General features: G+C 61.5%; 13 protein-coding genes, 1 tRNA gene and 1 pseudogene. 8 read left to right on the top strand and 7 right to left on the bottom strand.

The genetic code is table 11. The annotated features are described in order from the left end of the window. Positions 1 to 6: 6 nt before the first annotated feature. Both SNE34_RS06180 and SNE34_RS06175 read right to left on the bottom strand, forming a co-directional pair. Positions 7 to 516 carry a PH domain-containing protein gene (locus SNE34_RS06180; RefSeq protein ID WP_332615753.1) on the bottom strand — a complete coding sequence of 170 codons (510 nt, stop codon included), beginning with the start codon at positions 514 to 516 and terminating at the stop codon, positions 7 to 9. A 31-nt stretch (positions 517 to 547) separates the two neighbouring features. Further along, the gene (locus tag SNE34_RS06175) at positions 548 to 1,483 is read right to left on the bottom strand and encodes a lauroyl acyltransferase (RefSeq protein WP_332615751.1); all 936 of its coding nucleotides are present in this window, start codon (positions 1,481 to 1,483) and stop codon (positions 548 to 550) included. A 47-nt stretch (positions 1,484 to 1,530) separates the two neighbouring features. Between SNE34_RS06175 and dtd the strand changes: the two genes are divergently transcribed. From dtd to SNE34_RS06155, 4 genes are all read left to right on the top strand, one after another. Further along, positions 1,531 to 1,971, top strand: coding sequence for a D-aminoacyl-tRNA deacylase (gene dtd / locus SNE34_RS06170; RefSeq protein ID WP_332615749.1), 441 nt, complete (start codon positions 1,531 to 1,533; stop codon positions 1,969 to 1,971). 103 nt (positions 1,972 to 2,074) lie between these two features. Beyond that, complete coding sequence (gene rpoD / locus SNE34_RS06165; protein WP_332615746.1) at positions 2,075 to 3,961, top strand: RNA polymerase sigma factor RpoD; 1,887 nt, start codon at positions 2,075 to 2,077, stop codon at positions 3,959 to 3,961. A gap of 84 nt (positions 3,962 to 4,045) precedes the next feature. Next, a tRNA-Ile gene (locus SNE34_RS06160) sits at positions 4,046 to 4,121 on the top strand. 1,829 nt (positions 4,122 to 5,950) lie between these two features. Next, entirely contained in the window at positions 5,951 to 6,334 is a 384-nt protein-coding gene (locus tag SNE34_RS06155) for a hypothetical protein (protein WP_332615744.1), read from the top strand. Between the two features lie 36 nt (positions 6,335 to 6,370). Here the strand turns inward: SNE34_RS06155 and SNE34_RS14815 are convergent. From SNE34_RS14815 to SNE34_RS06135, 5 genes and pseudogenes are all read right to left on the bottom strand, one after another. Beyond that, positions 6,371 to 6,820: pseudogene (locus SNE34_RS14815) on the bottom strand (TniQ family protein); the annotation flags it as partial. Continuing rightward, positions 6,813 to 7,838, bottom strand: a complete 1,026-nt coding sequence (locus SNE34_RS06150) for an AAA family ATPase (protein ID WP_332615743.1) — start codon at positions 7,836 to 7,838, stop codon at positions 6,813 to 6,815. The gene SNE34_RS06150 and the pseudogene SNE34_RS14815, both read right to left, overlap by 8 nt. 1 nt (position 7,839) lies before the next feature. Then, positions 7,840 to 10,311, bottom strand: a complete 2,472-nt coding sequence (locus SNE34_RS06145) for an integrase catalytic domain-containing protein (RefSeq protein WP_332615741.1) — start codon at positions 10,309 to 10,311, stop codon at positions 7,840 to 7,842. A 1,554-nt stretch (positions 10,312 to 11,865) separates the two neighbouring features. Beyond that, positions 11,866 to 12,504, bottom strand: a complete 639-nt coding sequence (locus SNE34_RS06140) for an HAD family hydrolase (RefSeq protein WP_332615739.1) — start codon at positions 12,502 to 12,504, stop codon at positions 11,866 to 11,868. Between the two features lie 808 nt (positions 12,505 to 13,312). Further along, positions 13,313 to 14,344, bottom strand: a complete 1,032-nt coding sequence (locus tag SNE34_RS06135) for an NAD(P)H-dependent flavin oxidoreductase (protein WP_332615737.1) — start codon at positions 14,342 to 14,344, stop codon at positions 13,313 to 13,315. Between the two features lie 248 nt (positions 14,345 to 14,592). Here SNE34_RS06135 and SNE34_RS06130 point away from each other — a divergent pair, with 248 nt between their 5' ends. The 4 genes from SNE34_RS06130 to SNE34_RS06115 form a co-directional block, all read left to right on the top strand. Continuing rightward, a complete protein-coding gene (locus tag SNE34_RS06130; protein WP_332615736.1) occupies positions 14,593 to 16,395 on the top strand; it encodes an ATP-dependent nuclease in 1,803 nt (600 codons plus the stop codon). Further along, on the top strand, positions 16,392 to 17,915 hold the full coding sequence (locus SNE34_RS06125) for a UvrD-helicase domain-containing protein (RefSeq protein WP_332615733.1): 1,524 nt from the start codon (positions 16,392 to 16,394) through the stop codon (positions 17,913 to 17,915). Before SNE34_RS06130 ends, SNE34_RS06125 begins: the two co-directional genes overlap by 4 nt. A gap of 279 nt (positions 17,916 to 18,194) precedes the next feature. After that, on the top strand, positions 18,195 to 18,614 hold the full coding sequence (locus SNE34_RS06120) for a CopL family metal-binding regulatory protein (RefSeq protein ID WP_332615731.1): 420 nt from the start codon (positions 18,195 to 18,197) through the stop codon (positions 18,612 to 18,614). 116 nt (positions 18,615 to 18,730) lie between these two features. Continuing rightward, positions 18,731 to 19,189 (top strand): multicopper oxidase domain-containing protein (locus tag SNE34_RS06115; protein WP_332615729.1); only part of this gene is annotated, 459 nt, incomplete at its 3' end.

Below are 19,189 nucleotides of genomic sequence, written 5' to 3'. Positions count from 1 at the left end.
CGGGGTTCAGTCATCGTCGCGATCGATCTGGCGACCGAGCCGGTCGCGCAGGCGCTCGGCATCGGCGGCGTCGAGATGGGGCACGGTCACCGCGCTGTGGCGGGTGCCGGCGGTGTGCACGACCAGGGTGGCCAGCTCGCGGCGGCGTTGCAACGGACCGCGCTTGAGGTCGAGGTGCTGGACCCGGCTGGCGGGCACCCGGGTCTCGCGCTGCCACAGCTTGCCGCGACGCACGGCGAGGCCTTCGTCATCAAGCCGCCATGAGGTACGCCGGTATTGGTTGAGCCCGTACCAAAGACCGAATCCGCTCGCGAACAGTGCGCCCAGCGCCGCCCAGGCCAGGATCATGGGTCGCGGCTGGTCGAAGGCGGTGGCGAGGATGCCGCCGGCTGCCAGCCCGATCGCGCCGGCCAATGGCAGCGTGCCCAACAGGAACAGGGATCGCGCGCGCGCCGGCAACGGCTGCCATTGCAGGTCGGTCGGTCCGGTCGGTTCTGCCACTGCAATCTGGTTCACTCGTCCCCCGATGTTGATGGACGCCGCTCCGCTAGCGACGGTAACAATACGGCCAGTACGGATTGGCCTCGCCCGCCGGACGCCGCGAGAAGCGCTTGTAGGTCCACTGGTACTGGCTCGGGTCGCGACGGGCGACACCCTCGATCGCGGCGTTGAGCGCGGCGACGCTGGCCTTCGGGTCGGCGTCGGCGACTGCCGGTGGGGTCGGCGCGATGTGCAGCGCGTACGCCGGGGCGTGGTTGCCGGCGCCGCCGTCGATGCGCTCGCACCAGGCGACCAGCACGGTCGCACCGCTGCGCGAGGCGAGCCGGCCGATCAGGGTCATGGTCAGCGCCTCGATCCCGAAGAACGGGCCGAACTCACCGTCGCCGCGCTTGGGCTGCTGGTCGGGCAGGATCCCGACCACCCCGCCGGCAGCCAACCGCTTGAACAGTTGGCGCACCCCGGCGCCCTCGGCGCGGACCTGGGTCACCCGAGCGGCGGAATCGTCGCTGGCGCGCACCCGCTGCAGGAACGCCTCGCCGACCTTCGATTCCGGTGGCGCATACAGGATTGCCAGCGGCGTCCGTGCGGCCAACCACTGGTTCAGCAGTTCCCAGTTGCCGTGGTGCGGGGCGACGATGACCACTCCGTTGCCCGACGCGAGCGCAGCGTCGAGGTGGTCCACGCCGTAGTGTTCGCGGATCAGCGCCAGGTTCTCGGCGTGCGGCCGCGTCCACAGCCGCAGGGTCCCGAGCAGCTGACGCGCGGTGCCGCGCAGGATCGACTGGCGCAGTTGCTCGCGCTGGCCCGGAAGCAACTCGGGGTAGGCCAGTTCGAGGTTGCATTGCACCACCCGCGCCTCGCGGCTATCACGGCGCAGCGAGTGCGCGGCCAGCATGTCACCCAGCCGCATCAGCCAGCGCCACGGCAGCCGCCCCAGCAACGCGGCGGCGGCGTACAGCAGGCGGGCGGCGAGGTCGGTCATCGGCGGCAGTGTAGCGGCCCGGCCGCGACCGCCCCTATCCTGTTCCGATGCTCGCCCTGATCCAGCGCGTCACCCAAGCCAGCGTCCGCATCGACGACGACACCGTCGGCGCGATCGGCCCCGGCCTGCTCGCGCTGGTCGGGGTCGAACCCGGCGATGGTGACGCCCAGGTCGCGCGGATGGCCCAACGCCTGCTCGGCTACCGCGTGTTCGCCGACGCCGCCGGGCGCATGAACCTCGGCCTGGCCGATACCGGCGGCGGCCTGTTGCTGGTCAGCCAGTTCACCCTCGCCGCCGACACCGCCAGCGGAATGCGTCCGGGCTTCAGCACCGCCGCGCCACCGGACGAGGCTGAACCGGTGTTCAACCAATTGCTGCGAACCTGCCGCGAAAAACACGCCCCGGGGGTGGAAACCGGGCGTTTCGGTGCCCATATGGTGATCAGCCTGGTCAACGACGGCCCGGTCACCTTCCTTCTGCGGGCCTGAGTGCCCGGCCATGCCTTGCCAGCGCGCCTTTCCGGGCGATCCAGTGGCCGGGCTGGTATAATAGACGGTTCATTTCTCCCCAATCACGTGGTGGCGCAGCCGTATGGCCAACGAACGTCAGGCCCCCCAGTCCGACATCAAATCGCTGATCAGCAAGGGTCTGGAGCAGGGCTACCTGACCTATGCCGAAGTCAACGATCACCTCCCGAACGACATCGTCGATCCGGAGCAGATCGAGGACATCATCGGCATGATCAACGGCATGGGCATCGAGGTGCACGAGGTTGCGCCGGATGCCGAGACCCTGCTGCTCGCCGATGGCGGTTCCAACCGCGAGGTCGATGACTCGACCGCCGAGGAAGCCGCCGCCGCGCTGACCGGCATCGACGCCGAGGGTGGCCGCACCACCGACCCGGTGCGCATGTACATGCGCGAGATGGGCACGGTCGAACTGCTGACCCGCGAGGGCGAGATCGCGATCGCCAAGCGCATCGAGGAGGGCCTGAACCAGGTCCAGGCCTCGATCGCGCTGTTCCCCGGCACCATCGAGCTGATCCTGCAGGACTACGAGCTGCACAAGGCCGGCAAGAAGCGCCTGGCCGAGTTGCTGGTCGGCTTCCTCGACATGCTCGACGAGCCGCCGCCGTCGCCGGCCCCCGCCGCCGACAAGGACGACAAGACCGGCAAGGATGCGAAGGGCAAGGACGACGACGACAGCGACGACGATTCCGACGACGACGATGACGACGACACCGCCGCCGACGAGGGTCCGACCGGTCCGGACCCGGCGATCGTCGAGGAGCGTTTCGAAAACCTGACCTCGCTGTACGCCAAGTTCGAGAAGGCCTACGCCAAGCACGGCCCGAGCCACAAGTCGGTGGTCAAGCTGCGCGAGGAGATGGCCGAGATCTTCGTCACCCTCAAGCTGCCGCTGCCGCTGACCGACACCCTGGTGCGCAACATGCGCGACACCGTGGCCGAGCTCAAGCGCCACGAGCGCCGCATCCTCGAGCTCGCCACCCGCGTCGCCAAGATGCCGCGCAAGGACTTCATCCGCTCGTGGGACGGCAATCAGGCCAACCTGGAGTGGGTCGACGAGCTGCTCAAGCGCAAGCAGAAGTGGGCGTCCGGCCTGCGCGACGTCAAGGACCTGATCATCGCCGAGCAGCAGGCCTCGATCGCCACCGAGCAGTCGATGCGCATCACCCTGGGCGACCTCAAGGAAATGAGCCGCACCATGGCCTATGGCGAGACCAAGGCGCGCAAGGCCAAGCGCGAGATGGTCGAGGCCAACCTGCGCCTGGTGATCTCGATCGCCAAGAAGTACACCAACCGCGGCCTGCAGTTCCTCGACCTGATCCAGGAAGGCAACATCGGCCTGATGAAGGCGGTCGACAAGTTCGAGTACCGCCGCGGCTACAAGTTCTCGACCTACGCGACCTGGTGGATCCGCCAGGCGATCACCCGGTCCATTGCCGACCAGGCGCGCACCATCCGCATCCCGGTGCACATGATCGAGACGATCAACAAGCTCAACCGCATCAGCCGCCAGATGCTGCAGCAGTACGGCCGCGAGGCGACGCCGGAAGAGTTGGCGAAAGAGATGGACATGCCCGAGGACAAGATCCGCAAGGTCATGAAGATCGCCAAGGAACCGATCTCGATGGAGACCCCGATCGGCGACGACGAGGACAGCCATCTGGGCGACTTCATCGAGGACACCAACGTGATGTCGCCGGTCGAGGCGACCACCGACATCAACCTCACCGAGACCGTCCGCGACGTGCTCGCCGGCCTGACCCCGCGCGAGGCCAAGGTGCTGCGGATGCGCTTCGGCATCGACATGAACACCGACCACACCCTCGAGGAAGTCGGCAAGCAGTTCGACGTCACCCGCGAGCGGATCCGCCAGATAGAGGCCAAGGCGTTGCGCAAGCTGCGTCATCCGAGCCGCTCGGAGCAGCTGCGCAGCTTCCTCGATATCGAGTAACGGCGAGTTGCCAGACGCGACATTCGAAGCCCCGCCCAGTGCGGGGCTTCGTCGTTTGCGGGCTACAATCGCAATCCGCTTTGCGGGCCTATAGCTCAATGGTTAGAGCAGAGGACTCATAATCCTTTGGTTCCAGGTTCGAGTCCTGGTGGGCCCACCACTTACAGATCACGCACTTAGGGCTGTGTGCGTTGCACCACAAGTTGACCGGAGCGGTCATTGCACGGTTGATTGCGCGATAAGTTGGCCGACGTGAAGCCGCTATTAGTGGTTTAGTCTAGCCATCGGGCGAGAATGATCACGACGGTCACTGGATGGTTAACAAGCTTGCGAAGACGGCAGTTAGGCCAGACGTCCAAGCGAAGAGTTCTCTACTCATGTTGGCCTTCGGCGCACACGGCAGGATGCCTGCGGGGATCTTGACTGTTGTCCCCGCATGCCAGAGATAGGCTTCAAGCTGAACGGACCATTCGTCTGCCTAGCGCGTGGCGCGCACTGCCGGGTTCTGGCCCTCGTGGGTGTAGCTCGTCCCGCGAACCCGCCCGAAATTAGGCGGCGCCTATGGCTCCAATTACAGCAGCTCACCGCCGGTAGCTGGGGCATCCACCCACTCTCGCTGATCGCGCGGTTGAGTCTGTAGGTAGTCAGACTCCGCCAACAATTCAGCCATCGTGTACTTGGGTCGCCGGTGCGTCCGAAGTTCCGTCTCGTCTATTCGGGATTCTTCGTTCATGGAACACTCCAGCACCGAACTGCGACGAATGGTTACGTTACACCCTCCAGCTCCTGCGCGGCAGCTTTGCCTTAACCCTGGCCGGAGTCGGTGGAAAGGCAAGGAGCGACAGTCAATGGATCACGGGCTGGTAAACGGGGCATCCACTTCGAGTCTGGATGCACTGCGGGACAGACGAGTCTCCAAGAAGGGACGGTCTGACCTCTGAATCGGAGGGAACCAGACAGGCAGTTTTCGATAGTGCGCATGTTGAGTCCCACGGTGGTCGCGGCATCGTCAAGTTTGACGCCCCGGTGGATCAACCAATCAACTTTGCTCAGCTTGCATGCAAGTATCCACGTGCCACATCGGATGCCGTAACTGTTCCGGAAGGCCTGCGTCAGCCAATCGAACGATCGACCGAGAGCATTGGCCAAATCCTCTGTTTTTCGTATTTCGGCCATAGAGCTCTCGAGTACCTGAATCAGCGCGGTCTCTAGCGCTTTGGGAACAATTCGAGGGGAACGGCCACGAGACAGATCGGCTTGAACGTTGGTAGGCAACGAGATGTTCGCACCTTTGGCGTCTATGGCAGTCGCACCACGCTTGGTCAGACTGTAGACGAGCTTCTTACCACGCTTGCCCACGACCGACACGCAGCGATCATCCTCCAGCTTCCTCAGCACTCTCCGAACGCCATCTGGCGAGCTATTGGCCCTCTCCGCAATATCGCGCAGTGTGAGCGGTCCAGCTACAAGTCCGTTGAGGACAGCTCTGCGCTGCTCAGTCACCTTTGGTCGGACTCGTAACGACCGTCTCCTTATCGGGCCATGACAAGTACTGCGAGAACCGTACCTCTGTTCTCGCTTAAAAGACGATAGCGCCTTGCGGGCGGTAGGAACGCTTACTGAGAAGCGTCGCCGTATGCACTCGACTAGACGCTTCTCGCACCCTCCAAGTTCAACGAGGAGCTTTGGATACTCCGGCGAACGGAACCATTTGGCAAGACGAGTTCGAACAATGCGATTGAGTATCAGGTTCTGAAGGCGCACTCGACGGTTGTATTGGGCAAGTAGCCCTCCCATTCTGTAGCGCACATATCCATCCGTGACGGCGTGCTTTCGACAAATGTCCGCGAAAGACGGTACTCGCTCGTCATCAGGCAAGGCCAAGAAAGCGATCAGCTCCGATCGAATGTTCCATTCTAGATCGGCAGGTCTGCGTGGCTTGGATCGTGTAGGCACTACTCTATTCAAAAACTCAAGCTCGCCGGCGGCATGGGCAGCAGCGATGGGGTCGACGAGCACATCGAGGAGAGAGACTCCAAGCAGGTGACAGCGCTTGAGCATGGTGTCCAGCGTTGGAGGCGCGCGCAGCTTCCAGCGACGGGGGTCCTCCTTCCGCGCCAAGCGCAGATTGCGATGCCGCTCAAGCGCCGGCACGACCATGGATACGACCTCATCGCAAAAGATTTTGAAGGCGCGGGGCATGCAATGGGTCAACTCACCACGCGCAATCGCAGCGACCAAATCGCAGCAATCAGCCTCACCAAAACCCGGATGGCGCGTGACCTGCCATTCGGACGGTGGCCTCAACAGCGACCGCTGGCATCGAAAGCATTGATCCTGCCCTTCTCTACTATTATAGAACCGCTGCTCTGATCCGCAGTGCGGGCAATCTGACTGCAGCACAATAGAGTGAATTGGGCATCGCTTGACTGCCAGCATCGACCAGATGAGACGATCGTACTGAGGACGATCATCTCGGGCCGATTCGAACATGCATGCGGGACACCACTGGCGACCTCGTCCTAAGGCACCATGACAGTTCCTGTCGCTGACGCCATGTAGCGCGAGCAAAGTAGTTCGCGCAATGTCATCGCGGCCCGTGGCGCAGCTGACGATTCCGACGTAACGACCGACCGCGTCCCCATAGCCGCATAGTGGAAGACCCTTCCCGTCATACAGACGGTTGGTTGGTAATCCGATGGAAGTACCAGTTCGCTTCCTCCACCAGCGGGAAAGCGCGTCACTAAAGCTGAGCGGCGTCGAGCTGTGGAAGTGAGCAAGTCGATGGAAGTAGGAGGGGAACGACTCAACCTCGATGCCCCCTATGCCCTCCGGCGCCAGGCTGAAAAAATCAGTCATCGCTCGCTACCTTGATTGGGGTCGGTAACCGCCGGTCCGGCTTGCGTTTGAATGGCGCGTCGTTTCGCTTCTTTGGAGTGGGCAAAGAAGTGGCGGGTATCGTGAGATGTTCAAGGCGCTGCAGCGCCTCGCGTCCCCGGTCGATGTCGGTCCGAATAGTTCTATGTTCGGCCTTGGCCGGCAGAGATGAGCGGATGGCCTGCGCATCGATGAAGCCGCCGCTCGCCAGAGCTCTCACCTTTGCCTGCCAAAGGATCTTTTCAAGCAGGCCGAGCGAGCCGTGACTTGCCCTTAGGAGCAGGTCTGCCTGCTTGTAGAGCGTGTCCTCGTGGGCGAGCGGGAGCAGCCCCGTGAACGCTTTGAGAATGCGCATCCACTCAGCCATGTCAGCTCCACCGTCGCCGTACGGCGCTAGCTCCACTACGACAAGCCGACCCGCGAAGTGGGCTGAGTCAAAGAGACCGCGGTAGGCGAGCTCGTATCCACCAATCAGTACCAAGGTTCGATCCAGAGCACCAAGGCACTTGATCGACTGGAGCACGTTTGCTCGGACGGTTGGATCCTTGGTGTGTGTTAAGTGGTGCGCTTCGTCGACAACGACATACAACGTTCGGCGGGCCTCCAACGCACGCTCCAGCGCCACCCTCAGGGTGCTCTCGTCGCGTCCACGCGCTGGCACATGACGCCCTTCCTCTTCGATTGAGCCGATGTGCATGTATATGGGGTGCCTTAGCACCGCCAATAGCTTCATAGCGAGATGTTTGGGCGAGATTCTCCCGTCTTGGCTAGTCGCCACGTGAGTCGCCACGATAGGCATGTATCCCGGGGAGTCTTCACGAAGGTCGGCAGCCAAACGATCCACCAGACGGCGGAAAATCACCGATTTTCCAGCTTGGGTTGGGCCAACCAACGCTATGGTTTTGCCGCCGGGGCAGGTGCGCACAAGGTTGAGAAGAAGTTCCGAGGCCGCGGTGAAGTTTGTGTGCTGGAGCGCCTTCGTGGCGATCAGAGCGGGCATGTCAGAGAGGCTCATCTGACGCCAAGTCCCCTCCGGGGCTGGGCCAAGGCTTCTTGACGCTAGGAGGACAGTCATCCGAGGCGGGAGCGGGAACGCTGGACGGTTTCTCTTGCGCAGACCGGGTGTTGCTCGCCTCTGCGGCCTGCTCCGAACACAAGAGCAGATACGCGGCTCGGTCTGCTGACTCTGCCATAGCCCGAAGGTCGCCGGATAGACCGTGACGAGTACTGGCTATGCTTTGCGCAGACCAGTACTCCTTTGCGAGAAGTTGGCGACTTTCTCGACGGAGAAAGACGTGCCAATGATCATCAATGCACACATAGATTGCGGCGTCAGTGCAAGGGTCGATGCGGACTTGGACCTGACGCTTGTAGCGTGGCTGGCGTGCCAGCACTTCCGACGCGTACCAAAGGTCAAACACGCGGACACCACGTATGGGATCGATCGCGTACTGGTCCCGGGGAGCTTCGACCGGTGTCAGGATAAGGAACGGCAGGTCCCATGCCGCGGGTCTCCCTGAGAATGGAATTTGTTCAAGGCTCTCGCAGCGAAGGGCTGATGGTGAGGCGTCCATGCCGCGCCGAGGAATACTGTCGTGTCGAGTAAAAAGGAAAGCTTCAAGCCGACGGGCGAAGGTCGAAAGGGTCAGTGCGGCAAACCTGGCAGGCGCATGCGTTCCTGATATCCGCCGATGCCTGGCGATCCCTTCTGTGAAGCCCGCCTGCCCGCGTCCGTACTTCTCCTTCAGCGTGAGGAACAGTCTCTCGGCCTCCGTCCCGAAACGAGGGTCCTCAGGCGGTCGGTTGGTGCGAACGATTCCCAAGGTGGCCAGAGTCGCAGAGAAGTGCACGCTGTCGAACTCAGATCCGCCGTCCACTACGAGCATTTCAGGGAGTCGCTCGTGCCTGCGCACGCAGTCGCGAATCACCATGGCGCATGCGACGCGGCTGGGGGGGCGGAACGAAAGCCAGATGCCGAGGGTTTCCTTCGTATAGGCATCAACCATCGCGGTGAGCCAAGGGCGGCGCTTCACTTTCTTTCCATCGATCTCGCCTAGGATCAGATGGTTATCGATCTGGTAGTGATCGATGTGGGCACCTGCGAAGGCACGTGTCCACAGGAGTCCATGGTGTTGCGGTGAGATGGGAGCGGACAACGCATTTGCTTCTCTGCGTCCTCCCCGGCTGGCAGCAGTGGCCGTAGGAGAGTGTTTCTTGGCGTGTAGATAGAAGGCTGTCCGGCTCAGGGGGCGTTGGCAAAGGCTCGATTCATGTAGGCGACGGTGATACTCTAGGAACGCGATCGCGGTGCTGGGCCGGCTGGGATTGCGCAGCGCGTTGTGGATGACATCGTTGATCAACTCATAGTGCTCCGCGGACTTGCGAGGCGATCTGTTGCCTGGCCTCTGCTTCGGTATGAGGCTCCGAGGGTCTCCTCCGGCTTTGCGCAGAATTGCCCGATAGCGTCTTCTGCTACGTTCAGATCGGCGAAGCGATAGGACATCGGGTGGCCGGTGCGACGGATCTACGTTGGAGAGCCGGACGAGAAGCTCAAGCTCATCCCTTGGTGCGCACACGTCTCGAATACTGACTGAAGTGCCATAGCGCTCGAGCGCCGCTCCGATAGTCTTCTGAGCGCGAGTCACCTCTTCGGCTACACCAGGCTGCGTGGCAAACCACACCGCGTCTGGGTCAGCGAGCAGTGCATTGTCGAGATCGACAAACAGAATTTTTTGCTGGACCAGTGCATACGCGATCGTTAAATCCACCGTTCCTAGCAGTACTTGGACTTCCCTGCCGCTAACACAGGTGCGTAGGGAGACCTGCTGTAGAAGGCGGTCCGCGGTACGAGCATCTATGGGTTTCGACAGATCACGGACAGCGTTCAGAAGTTGATAGTTTTGCGCTCGAATTGCGGGAACTGCCTCAGCTGGATGAATCTCGTGAGCGATGCCAAGCCGTTCAAAGTAGTCCCGAGCGGGAAGGAACCGATAGCCGCTTGGCGATTTTTGCCAGTCGCACTTCCGACTCTCGCAAAGTTCGTCGAGCATCGAGGTTGCTTTGACCTCGTAAGCGACAACCACATGGTTCCGGACGACCAAGTAGTCTGGCGTATGTTGTGAGGGCGTCTGGTACCCACGTCTTGTCGTGACGTTGAAGAACACTGGCGGTGGTTGATCAAAGACCGCCCAAACGTCATCTTGTCGAGACAGTTCGAGCAAGAAGTAGTACTCCCCGGTCGCCGATTCCGCCTGAAGACGCACGCCAAATTGCGGCATGGGGACGTCGAGCACAAAGTTTCTAAGACGATGCTCGCCCACGCGGCGGGAGGGCGGTTGCGACATCGTCTCGAGCACATACGCGATGCCGTCATCCGGCATCTCCAGCGCCTGAAGATGCTCGGCTAGCGCTTGGGGGCTTGGGAGACCCGAATGCTCGGGCGAACGATTTGCTGACTTGCGCGCGGTACCCATACTGCCTCCTGATCCTGGATGGATGGGAGGCGCCAAGAAAAAGCGCAGCGACTCCTGCGCTTGACGGGGACCGCAGCGCGGAGTAAAACAAGCGTCGGGAGACTAACCCATCGCTGTAATCGCAGCTCGAGGCTTGCCGGCCTCGGGCTGCTGCCTTTTTTGGCGCCCTTAGCTGATCAAATTCCTACTCCTCTGAGGTTCGGCTTGCAGCCGAGCGTGCATCTGCGAGCCAATGCGCGACATCCCGCGTCAGAGCGAATCTGCCCCTACGGCCTACAAGAAAGAAGATGGGTACTGGCACCCGCCCCCGGAGCGCTGCGGTGCGAAACGCTGCTTGCGTTCTATAGCCCAGCGCTCGGGCTAAGGCGGCGCCGCCAATAACGGGGCCAAGCTCCCTGACCAAGGAGCTTTCCAACGCGCTGCGTTCTGCTTTAGCGTATCTCGGCATGGCGGGCTAGAGCGCTCCTGAGCGACTCCAGCCGAAGCTACTCGCGACGAGCCATCGCAGGCAACCGGGTACAGGAACGGACGCATTTCGTACCCCCCCGGAGGCGTCGAATGCCTTACCGAGATCCACTGTCCGCCCAAGCGCTTGCTGTCCACCAGCGGCGGCTGCGTAGATGCATCGGTTCGGCATGCGTAGTCGAGGCACTTTCCACCAGCGGCTTAACTTCCATCAGGCGTCTAGAAGCATTCTTCCGTGGGGGCACGCCACCTTTGGATGCGACCGGAAAGCCAATGTGGTCAGGGCTGTGCAAGCGCTGGCGCAATGGGGTGGCATTACCGTCCAATGCCATGTGCGATCGGGCGACGCAGATGACCAACGGAAGAGCGCGCCTTCAGTACTGGCGTGACCATGCCCTCTGGCGACTTATCGCTGAGCCGAATGAATTAGGCGCTCGGCAGATCGTGGAAATGCTCTGGCAGCTACCCGAGCATGTCAGCAGAGTTCTGTTCTTGAGTTTGCACCGCTCTCGGCCAATCTTGGGGGAGATCAGCGAGGAGCAACTCGTGGAGCTACGTCAAATGCGATCTCTGGATGCATTAGTGGCGTTGCTTGGACTTGCTCGGCTCGCCGAGCAGATGTGCAATGACGAGCGGCATGCAGTCGTAGCTGCTTCCGCCTTTTCGATCTTGGCGCCGGTTGTCCGGAGTTCTCCCCAACTAACAACAAGCTCGGAACATCTTTTTGAGCTGCTGACTACCAGCTTTTGGTCGCACTGGTATCTCGGAGGTGTACGCCAAGAACTAAGGTATGAGGCATATCGTCAGCACCTCCACGCTCTCGCCCTTGACCCGTTAGCGGAAAGCGCTACGTGCATTGGCTGCTTGCGTGTCGATGGTCCCAGGGACGAGCGGGAGATCTCCGCCATACTCGCTGTATTTGGTCTGGACATGAGATGAGTTGGCTTCAGTCGCGGGCTTTGGTAGCCGTTGCAGCCTTCCTCCCTCAGCAAGAGGCGGCCCGGGTACTCATAGCAGACGTTGGCCAACGCGGCTCCGTCTGGTCAAGGGTGTCAGCATCATTGACCTGTAACCGCACCCGCTGGCCACTCACGCACAAGTCAAGTGATCTAGCAGTCCCTCCAACGACCTGAGATCGCCGCGGCCGTTTTGGCGATTGAGGTGGAGAGCGCGCAACCCTGCCAAGCGTGACCCCTCGACATCGGCTTGATAGTTGTCCCCGACCATCAACACCGCGGCTGGCTCGAAGCCAAGGCGCTGAGTGGCCATGGCATACATCTCGGGGTCCGGCTTTATCGCGCCGACCCCGCAACTCCATATCGCAACATCGAACATACCTTCGAGTAGATGGGCGACAGGCTGCACGTACGGTAAGGCGAGATTCGAGCAAAGTCCAATGCGGTATCCGCGTGCACGCAGGGTGCGTAATACCTCGGAAACCTCTGGGTACAGCCTAAGGCTGCGGATCTCTTCATCCAAATCCAGCTCCAGCCGACGCTGTTGTATCGCCGATAGCTCCACCCCGTAGTACCCGGCAGCCTCGGTAAGCCCAAATGCCCGACACATGATGTCGCGAGCGCTTTGTTCCTTGCTAATGGGCTGTCGTTCTCGTGCGACCTTGAGCAATTGCCGATACGGGCTCTTGGGATTCTGGATATGCACTAGCGTTCCGTACACATCAAACAGTACGGCGCGGATCCGTGTCTGCAGCGGATCAAGTGAACTCATGAAACCTCCCCATTGCTGACCATCTTCATCTTCCCTGGGGTTCCGCAGTGGGGACTAGCCGCTCTCAAAGAAAGCCACGAGACTGATCGCTGGTTGCGGCAATGACCAGTTCTGATCCGTGGACAAAATTGGTAAATCCGCTTCCGACCCAAAGCGGCCACGGGCCCCGACGAGTGTGTGTCAGTGCATGATGATCCTCCCGACCCTGCGGGGAGCCGATCAGTCGACGTTCCCTGTCGACCCAAGACCGACACCGAGATTCATGTCCGCAGGTCGTCGTAGGGTTCGCCCCGTCGATCAACGATCAGTCTAGGCCATGCGGGGCCCTGCTGGGTCCGGTTTTGCGCCCGATTGTTGCGGACCTCGCTCCAACAAGATTGAGCGGAATCAAAGGGGCAGTCTCAGCTTATGAGACTGATCGTCATTACGGTCAAGTCGCCGCAGTGGCTAACTCATTTCACTCTTCAGGGGAGATGTCGAAGTGCCTACGTTCATCATTAACTCCAATCAGCAGTCCAACGGCGATCACGAGGTTCACAACACTACGGCCGGCTGTTCTCACATGCCGGCCCTGGCAAATCGGATCGATCTTGGATATCACCCGAACTGTCAGAGCGCTGTGGCGGATGCCAAGCGCCGCTGGCCAGGTCATCGCGTCAATGGGTGCTACTACTGTGCTAATGCCTGCCATACGAGTTGATATGTCGGCCTCATTTTTTTCAAGCCGACGCCGCTTCGCGGCGCGGCTTAACCTAGACGTCGCTGGGCGACCGCTTCTGGCCGGAAGCAGACATCGCTTACTTATCCGTTAGGCTTGCCCTGCAAGCACGCGTGTAACGCGCGCTGCGTCAGAGCCGGGAAAGGTGCCTCGCTTTCCGCCGCTCCAAAGCGGAGTGAAGTCATCCAAGCCGCGTGCCTCCGCTGCTGCCCGGAGCGGTGCCAATGCCTGAGAAGCCCACGGAAACCTCGGAGGCAGCGGAGACATTGCGCCCAAGTCGCGCATGAGGCGGTTCACCAGCCCGCGCGCGGGCCGACCGCTGAAGAGGTTCGTGATTGCTGCGGGCCGGCCGGGCTGTTGCAGCGCTTTCCGGTGCACGAGCGTTGTGGTTGCTTCCGGACACAGGAGGTAAGCCGTGCCCATCTGGACTGCCGATGCTCCAATCTTGAGCAATGCTTCCACGTCTGCGCGGCTGCCGATTCCGCCGGCGGCGACAACGGGCAAACGCAGCGCCTGCGATAGAGCACTGACCAGTTCCACGGTTGTGGCTTGGCTGGTCAGGTCATCGGACAGGAAATGGCCGCGGTGACCGCCTGCCTCAATGCCTTGCGCAATTACGACATCCGCTCCGTGTCGTTCGAGCCAGAGTCCTTCATCCACCGTGGTTGCCGATGCCAGCACCGTCGCGCCCCAGTTCTTGATTCGCGCTAGCAAGTGCGACTCGGGGAGCCCGAAGTGGAAGCTGACCACTCGCGGTCGGAACCGGGCCAGGAGGTCCACCGTCGAGGCGTCGATCGGCCGGCGTGCGCCGGTCGTACTCAGCTCGGTCTCGATGCCCAGTTCGCGATAGTAGGGCAGAAGCGCTTCGCGCCAGCGAGCCACTTCGACTGGATCCGGCTCCGCCATTTCATGGCAGAAGAAGTTGAGGTTGATGGGGACATCCAGCGCGGCAAAGCGCTGTAATGCGGCTTCTAGTCGAGCTGCATCGAGCAGAGCGCAAGGCATCGAGCCGAGCCCACCAGCTTTGGCGACAGCGATGGCCAGCGCCTCGTCCTGCGCGCCGGCCATGGGCGCTTGTATGACCGGCAGATCTACACCGAGAAGAGATGTGATCGAGGGCATGAAACGGCTCCTTTCAAGGCCCGACCGATGCTGCGCCGATGTCGGCTTCCGACCCATTGCTGCCATTGAGACTCCCGCGTGGATGTTTGGTCGGCAACGGAAGCGTAAGCGGTTTACTTTCGTTAAGGTGCCGGTCTGTCTAAGCGGCCCGACTCGAACGGACGGGGCTCCGAGAATTTGGGTCTGTTCGCGGTTTCCGTCACCTCGCGGAAGCAGCTGTCGGCAATGTCTTTGATTTGGAGATTCGAGTGGCTGCGGAAATTAAGCTTCTTCACATTCGGCGTTTTCGAGGCATTCAAGAGCTGAGTTGGAGGCCGGGTTCTGGACTCAACTTGCTGCTCGGCGGCGGCAACGTCGGCAAAACGACGCTCTTGGAGGCGATCGGCCTGCTATTGAGCCCGAGCACCAGCTACACATTAGCGGACTCTGATTACCTCGGAAGGCGCGTAGAAGAGGAGTTCTCGATAGAGGCTGTCATGGCGCTCCCGGGTGAGGTCAATCGGCAGTCTGGCATGGCTTGGCCATGGGAATGGGATGGACAGGATGCAGTGACCGCCATGGTAGAGGCGCCAGACGAGACAGCGGTAGTTCGGGCTGCCCGGCCATCGGTGTACAAGGTCCGGGTTCGCGGCACAGCAGATCTTGAGCTTGCCTACGAGATCGTCCAACCCGACGACAGCATCATTGCGTTTTCGGTGGGGCTACGCCGCGAAATAGGACTTGTGCGACTACTTGGGGATGATCGCAACGACCGGGACCTTAGACTGGTATATGGGTCCAACCTGGATCGGTTGATCAATGACCGCGGCCTGCGTGCACGGCTTGGACGTGAACTCGCCGCTGACCCAGTGGATCGTCACTTAGACGCTGAGCCGCGCGCTCGGCTGCAACTGCTTGAGGAGCAGTTTCTACTACGCCGCCTGCCAAGTCAGCTAGGTCTGGCGCTCACCGGCGGCGCGGGCCAGTCAATCAACGCGCTGATCGGCCTTACTTCGGACAAGGAAGGGGTAGTGCTGCCTTTCGCAACCTGGGGAGCTGGTACTCGTCGTCTTGCCGCATTAGCGATTGGCGACTCCTTGCAAGATGGCCATCCGATTACCCTTGTCGATGAACTCGAACGCGGTCTCGAACCGTATCGCCAACGCCAGCTCGTCCAACGAATTGCTGCAGGACAAGGGCAGACCTTTGTAACCACTCACAGTGCGCCGGTTCTGAGCGCGGCAACGGATGCAACGGTCTGGTACGTCGACACGGGCGGCCGGGTCGGTGAGCTCCCGACCAACAGAATTGCCCGTTATCTGGCCCGGGATCCGGAGGCCTTTTTGGCGCGCCTCTCGATCGTCGGTGAGGGGGCCACGGAGGTCGGATTTCTTCGAGAACTGCTCGATCATGCTCTTCCCGGTTGGAGGGAGTTAGGGGTTTACGTCACCGATGGAGGAGGCAATGACGATGCTTTGGCATTGCTTGAAGCGCTCTCGCTCGGTGGCGTTAAGTTCGGCTGCTTCGTCGATAACGAGAACCGCGACGCTGGGCGCTGGCGTGCGGTGAAGGAGCGCATCCGGCAACTCATGTTTCAGTGGGACGAAGGCAACTTGGAGCAAAACGTCATCCCGATGTTTTCCAGTGAGCAAGTGTGGGCGCTGATCGAGGATCCGGCTGGTGAGAAAACGGGTCTGCGCATGCGCACGCTTGCGGACAGATTAGGAACGGCAGATGTGACTTTCGAAGCCGTGACCGAGCGTGCGCGAGAGCACCTCGGCGCGGCAGCCGGTCAGTGGACTCACTCGCTGATTCCTTGGATCGTCGACGCGGCATCGGGCAAGGTGCCGGATACGCTCAGAGACGCGCCGGCCGCGCAACGCAATCCATTCAAGGGTCATGCGTCGGCCTGGTTCAAGAGCGTGGAAGGCGGACACGAGCTAGCTCGGAAGGTCCGTGCTTCTGGGGTGTGGGACCAGCAGCTCGGAAGGCAACTAAGTCCATTAATCGACGCGATCGTCCAAGTGCAGGCGGTGTCCGGCCCGGATGCACGACGGACTGACGGAGAGTGAGCGACGCGTCTGTTGCCGAGGCTCTGCGATCGAACGCGCACCGCGTTGTAGTCGAGGCACCCGCAGGTACGGGGAAGACCTTCCAAGCGGCGAGCTACGCCCGACATGCAGCTATTGAACTCCTCAAGGGGCAGCGGGTCCTGATTCTGGCGCACACCCATGCCGCGTGTGGCGTGTTCTCATCGAGAACGGCGGATCTCGGCGGACGCCTGCAGATCGGGACCATAGACTCTCTGGTTGCGACGATCGCAAAGATCTATCACCGGGCACTCGGCTTGCCGGCGGATATCCCGGCGTGGTCGATCGAGCGCGGGCACGACTGCTATTCGGAGTTGGCTAGGCGCGTGCATTTGCTGCTCGACCGTCCGACTGGCGTCGCCGGCGCCATAGTGGAGCGACACCCCATTGTGATCTGCGACGAGCACCAAGACGCCAGTGAGGACCAACACGGAATCATCGAAGCGCTCGCGAGAGCAGGTGCCCGTACACGCATTTTTGGCGACCCGATGCAGGCCGTCTTCACCTCCGGGCGAGAGAGGGAAGCACAGCAGCGTCGGTGGCAAGAGCTCGTCGCGGTTTCGGATGCAAACGAGCTGCTGGATTCGGCGCACCGCTGGACTGATGGCTCGCCGGCGCTTGGGGCTTGGGTGCTCGAACAGCGAGAGCGCCTGCGTGTCGGCGACGCTGTGGATCTTCGAGCGCGTTTGCCCAAGGGTCTCCAGGTGTTCCGTGCCGACAACCAGTCGCCGCGCTATGGCGGATTCCAGTTGGACGCGGAGGACCGCCGGCCGATCAATGCATTGGTCCGGAATACTCCAAACCTCCTGGTGCTGACGCCGCATAACGCGACCGTGCTCGGGCTCAACGCCTTTTGGGGCTGGCGTATCCCGATTTGGGAGGGCCATACCCGAGATGCGCTGAACAAGTTGCTGGGCGCCTGCCGACGCAATTTCGGTGATCCAGTGGCTCTTGGCAGGGCGATGTGTAGGTTCTTTGAGGAAGTTGGGAAAGGCTTTTCAGCGTCAGCATATGGCAATCGTCTGATCCAGGAGTTGGAGACCCGATGCGCCAGACCGAGCCGCGGAAAGCCGGCCGAGATCCAATCCATCGCACGCCTAATCCTGCAAGATGCAAGTCACGTGGGGGTTGGCGCGGCTATAAACCAGGTTCATCACCTAATGCGTACCAGCCAGCACTTCGACGACATTCGGATCGACCTGCGTCGTGAGTTCGCTGAGGCGTGTCGAATCCAGGAAGCTCCGGAGATCAATACGGTGCTCGCAAGGCAGGCATATCAGCGCGGCGCACGAAATGCCGAGATGCCACCAAAGGTCATCAGCACCGTTCATAAGTCGAAGGGCCTCGAGATTCCCAGTGCGATCTTGCTCCCCTGTGACGCAAACAACCTTGTAGACAACGAGAAGAACCGCTGCCTGCTCTACGTGGCCCTGAGCAGGGCCTGTGAATCGCTGGCATTAGCAGTGCCACGAACCAATCCATCGCCGCTCCTCTCGGTTTAGCCGGTGTTGCCTGCGACCTGATCTCTCGCTACGTCCTATCGAGTCCACCTGACTGGAAAGCGCTTGCTAGCCGAGGTCGATACGAAACCTTTCATGTCCGCTTCTGGCCGTAAGGCGACGCCTACCGGATAAACCGTTATCTGAGGCGGGTCTCCAAGCGAGCGGGCTTTAGGACAGATCCCATCACGGAGTCGCCGATTTCTGGGCCGCTCCGGTGTGGCTTCGAATGGTTCAGATGCCCTTTACCTTCCCGTGCTCGGGCGAGGTAAAGTAGGCACCATGTCGATCCTTTCCGTCTTGCTGCGCGTGCTTCTCAGCGTCGCCCTGCTGTTCAATGGGGTGGCGTCAGCGTCGGCGAGCGGTACGGGGCTGGTCGAATCAGCGGCCAGAGCTGATCTGGTGATCGACCACGCCGCGAAAGCGGAAGCCATGCCGTGCGACGAGCACCATGGGGCGCCTCCTTCAACCGCTGACCGAGAGACCGGGGCGGCGCCACTGGCTGGATCGCTGGACTCCGAACCGGCTGATTGCTGTGAATCGGGCACCTGTCCTTCGGTCTGCGCGCAGCAAGCCCCGGCTGCCCTCCTCTATGGACGCTTCACGACTATCAAGCTCGAGCACTCCGACAGCGTACGTCCAATGGCTGCCGGCCATTCATCGCCGGCATTGCCGCATCTGATCCGACCCCCGATCGGTTAAGCATCTATCGGCGCCCAGTGGCGCCTATTTCCTGCACATGCGTGGCTTTGGCCCCATGTCAGGCATTCGGCTCAGTCCACGACGAGCTGTTTCTTGATGCTTCCTCGGAGTTTTCCATGTCATCCGATTTTCTCGGCGATGCCGACCGACGGCTGTCGAATCTGTCTCGACGCCGCTTTGTGCAAGGCCTGGCGGCCGGCGGTGCAGTGGCCGGTCTGGGGCTGTGGCCCCGGCAGTCGTGGGCGCAGCACGCCTACGGCCAGCCGAACGTGCTGTCCGGCACTCACTTCAACCTGAACATCGGCGAGACGCCGATGAACTTCACCGGCCTGACCCGGCCGGCGATCACCGTCAACCGCAGCTTGCCGGCGCCGCTGCTGCGCTGGCGCGAGGGCGACACGGTGACGCTCGACGTCGCCAACGCGCTGCCAGAGGGATCAATCCACGGCCACCAGACCTCCATCCACTGGCACGGCCTGTTGCTGCCGGCGAACATGGACGGCGTGCCGGGCTTGAGCTTCGACGGCATTAACCGTGGCGAGGCCTATCGCTACCGGTTCGATGTCCGCCAGAAC

Origin of the sequence: Novilysobacter erysipheiresistens (genome assembly GCF_036663935.1) — a bacterium.
GTDB lineage: Bacteria > Pseudomonadota > Gammaproteobacteria > Xanthomonadales > Xanthomonadaceae > Novilysobacter > Novilysobacter erysipheiresistens.
The sequence above is the reverse complement of the archived record's forward strand: the minus strand, read 5'-3'. Positions and strand labels throughout refer to the sequence as shown.

Excerpts from the sequence above, each read along its gene's own strand:
- SNE34_RS06140 (WP_332615739.1), bottom strand. The coding sequence starts at position 12,504 with ATGAGTTCACTTGATCCGCTGCAGACACGGATCCGCGCCGTACTGTTT.
- SNE34_RS06150 (WP_332615743.1), bottom strand. The coding sequence starts at position 7,838 with ATGCCCGCTCTGATCGCCACGAAGGCGCTCCAGCACACAAACTTCACC.
- SNE34_RS06155 (WP_332615744.1), top strand. The coding sequence starts at position 5,951 with ATGGGCAGCAGCGATGGGGTCGACGAGCACATCGAGGAGAGAGACTCC.
- dtd (WP_332615749.1), top strand. The coding sequence starts at position 1,531 with ATGCTCGCCCTGATCCAGCGCGTCACCCAAGCCAGCGTCCGCATCGAC.
- SNE34_RS06135 (WP_332615737.1), bottom strand. The coding sequence starts at position 14,344 with ATGCCCTCGATCACATCTCTTCTCGGTGTAGATCTGCCGGTCATACAA.
- SNE34_RS06175 (WP_332615751.1), bottom strand. The coding sequence starts at position 1,483 with ATGACCGACCTCGCCGCCCGCCTGCTGTACGCCGCCGCCGCGTTGCTG.
- SNE34_RS06145 (WP_332615741.1), bottom strand. The coding sequence starts at position 10,311 with ATGGGTACCGCGCGCAAGTCAGCAAATCGTTCGCCCGAGCATTCGGGT.
- SNE34_RS06120 (WP_332615731.1), top strand. The coding sequence starts at position 18,195 with ATGTCGATCCTTTCCGTCTTGCTGCGCGTGCTTCTCAGCGTCGCCCTG.
- rpoD (WP_332615746.1), top strand. The coding sequence starts at position 2,075 with ATGGCCAACGAACGTCAGGCCCCCCAGTCCGACATCAAATCGCTGATC.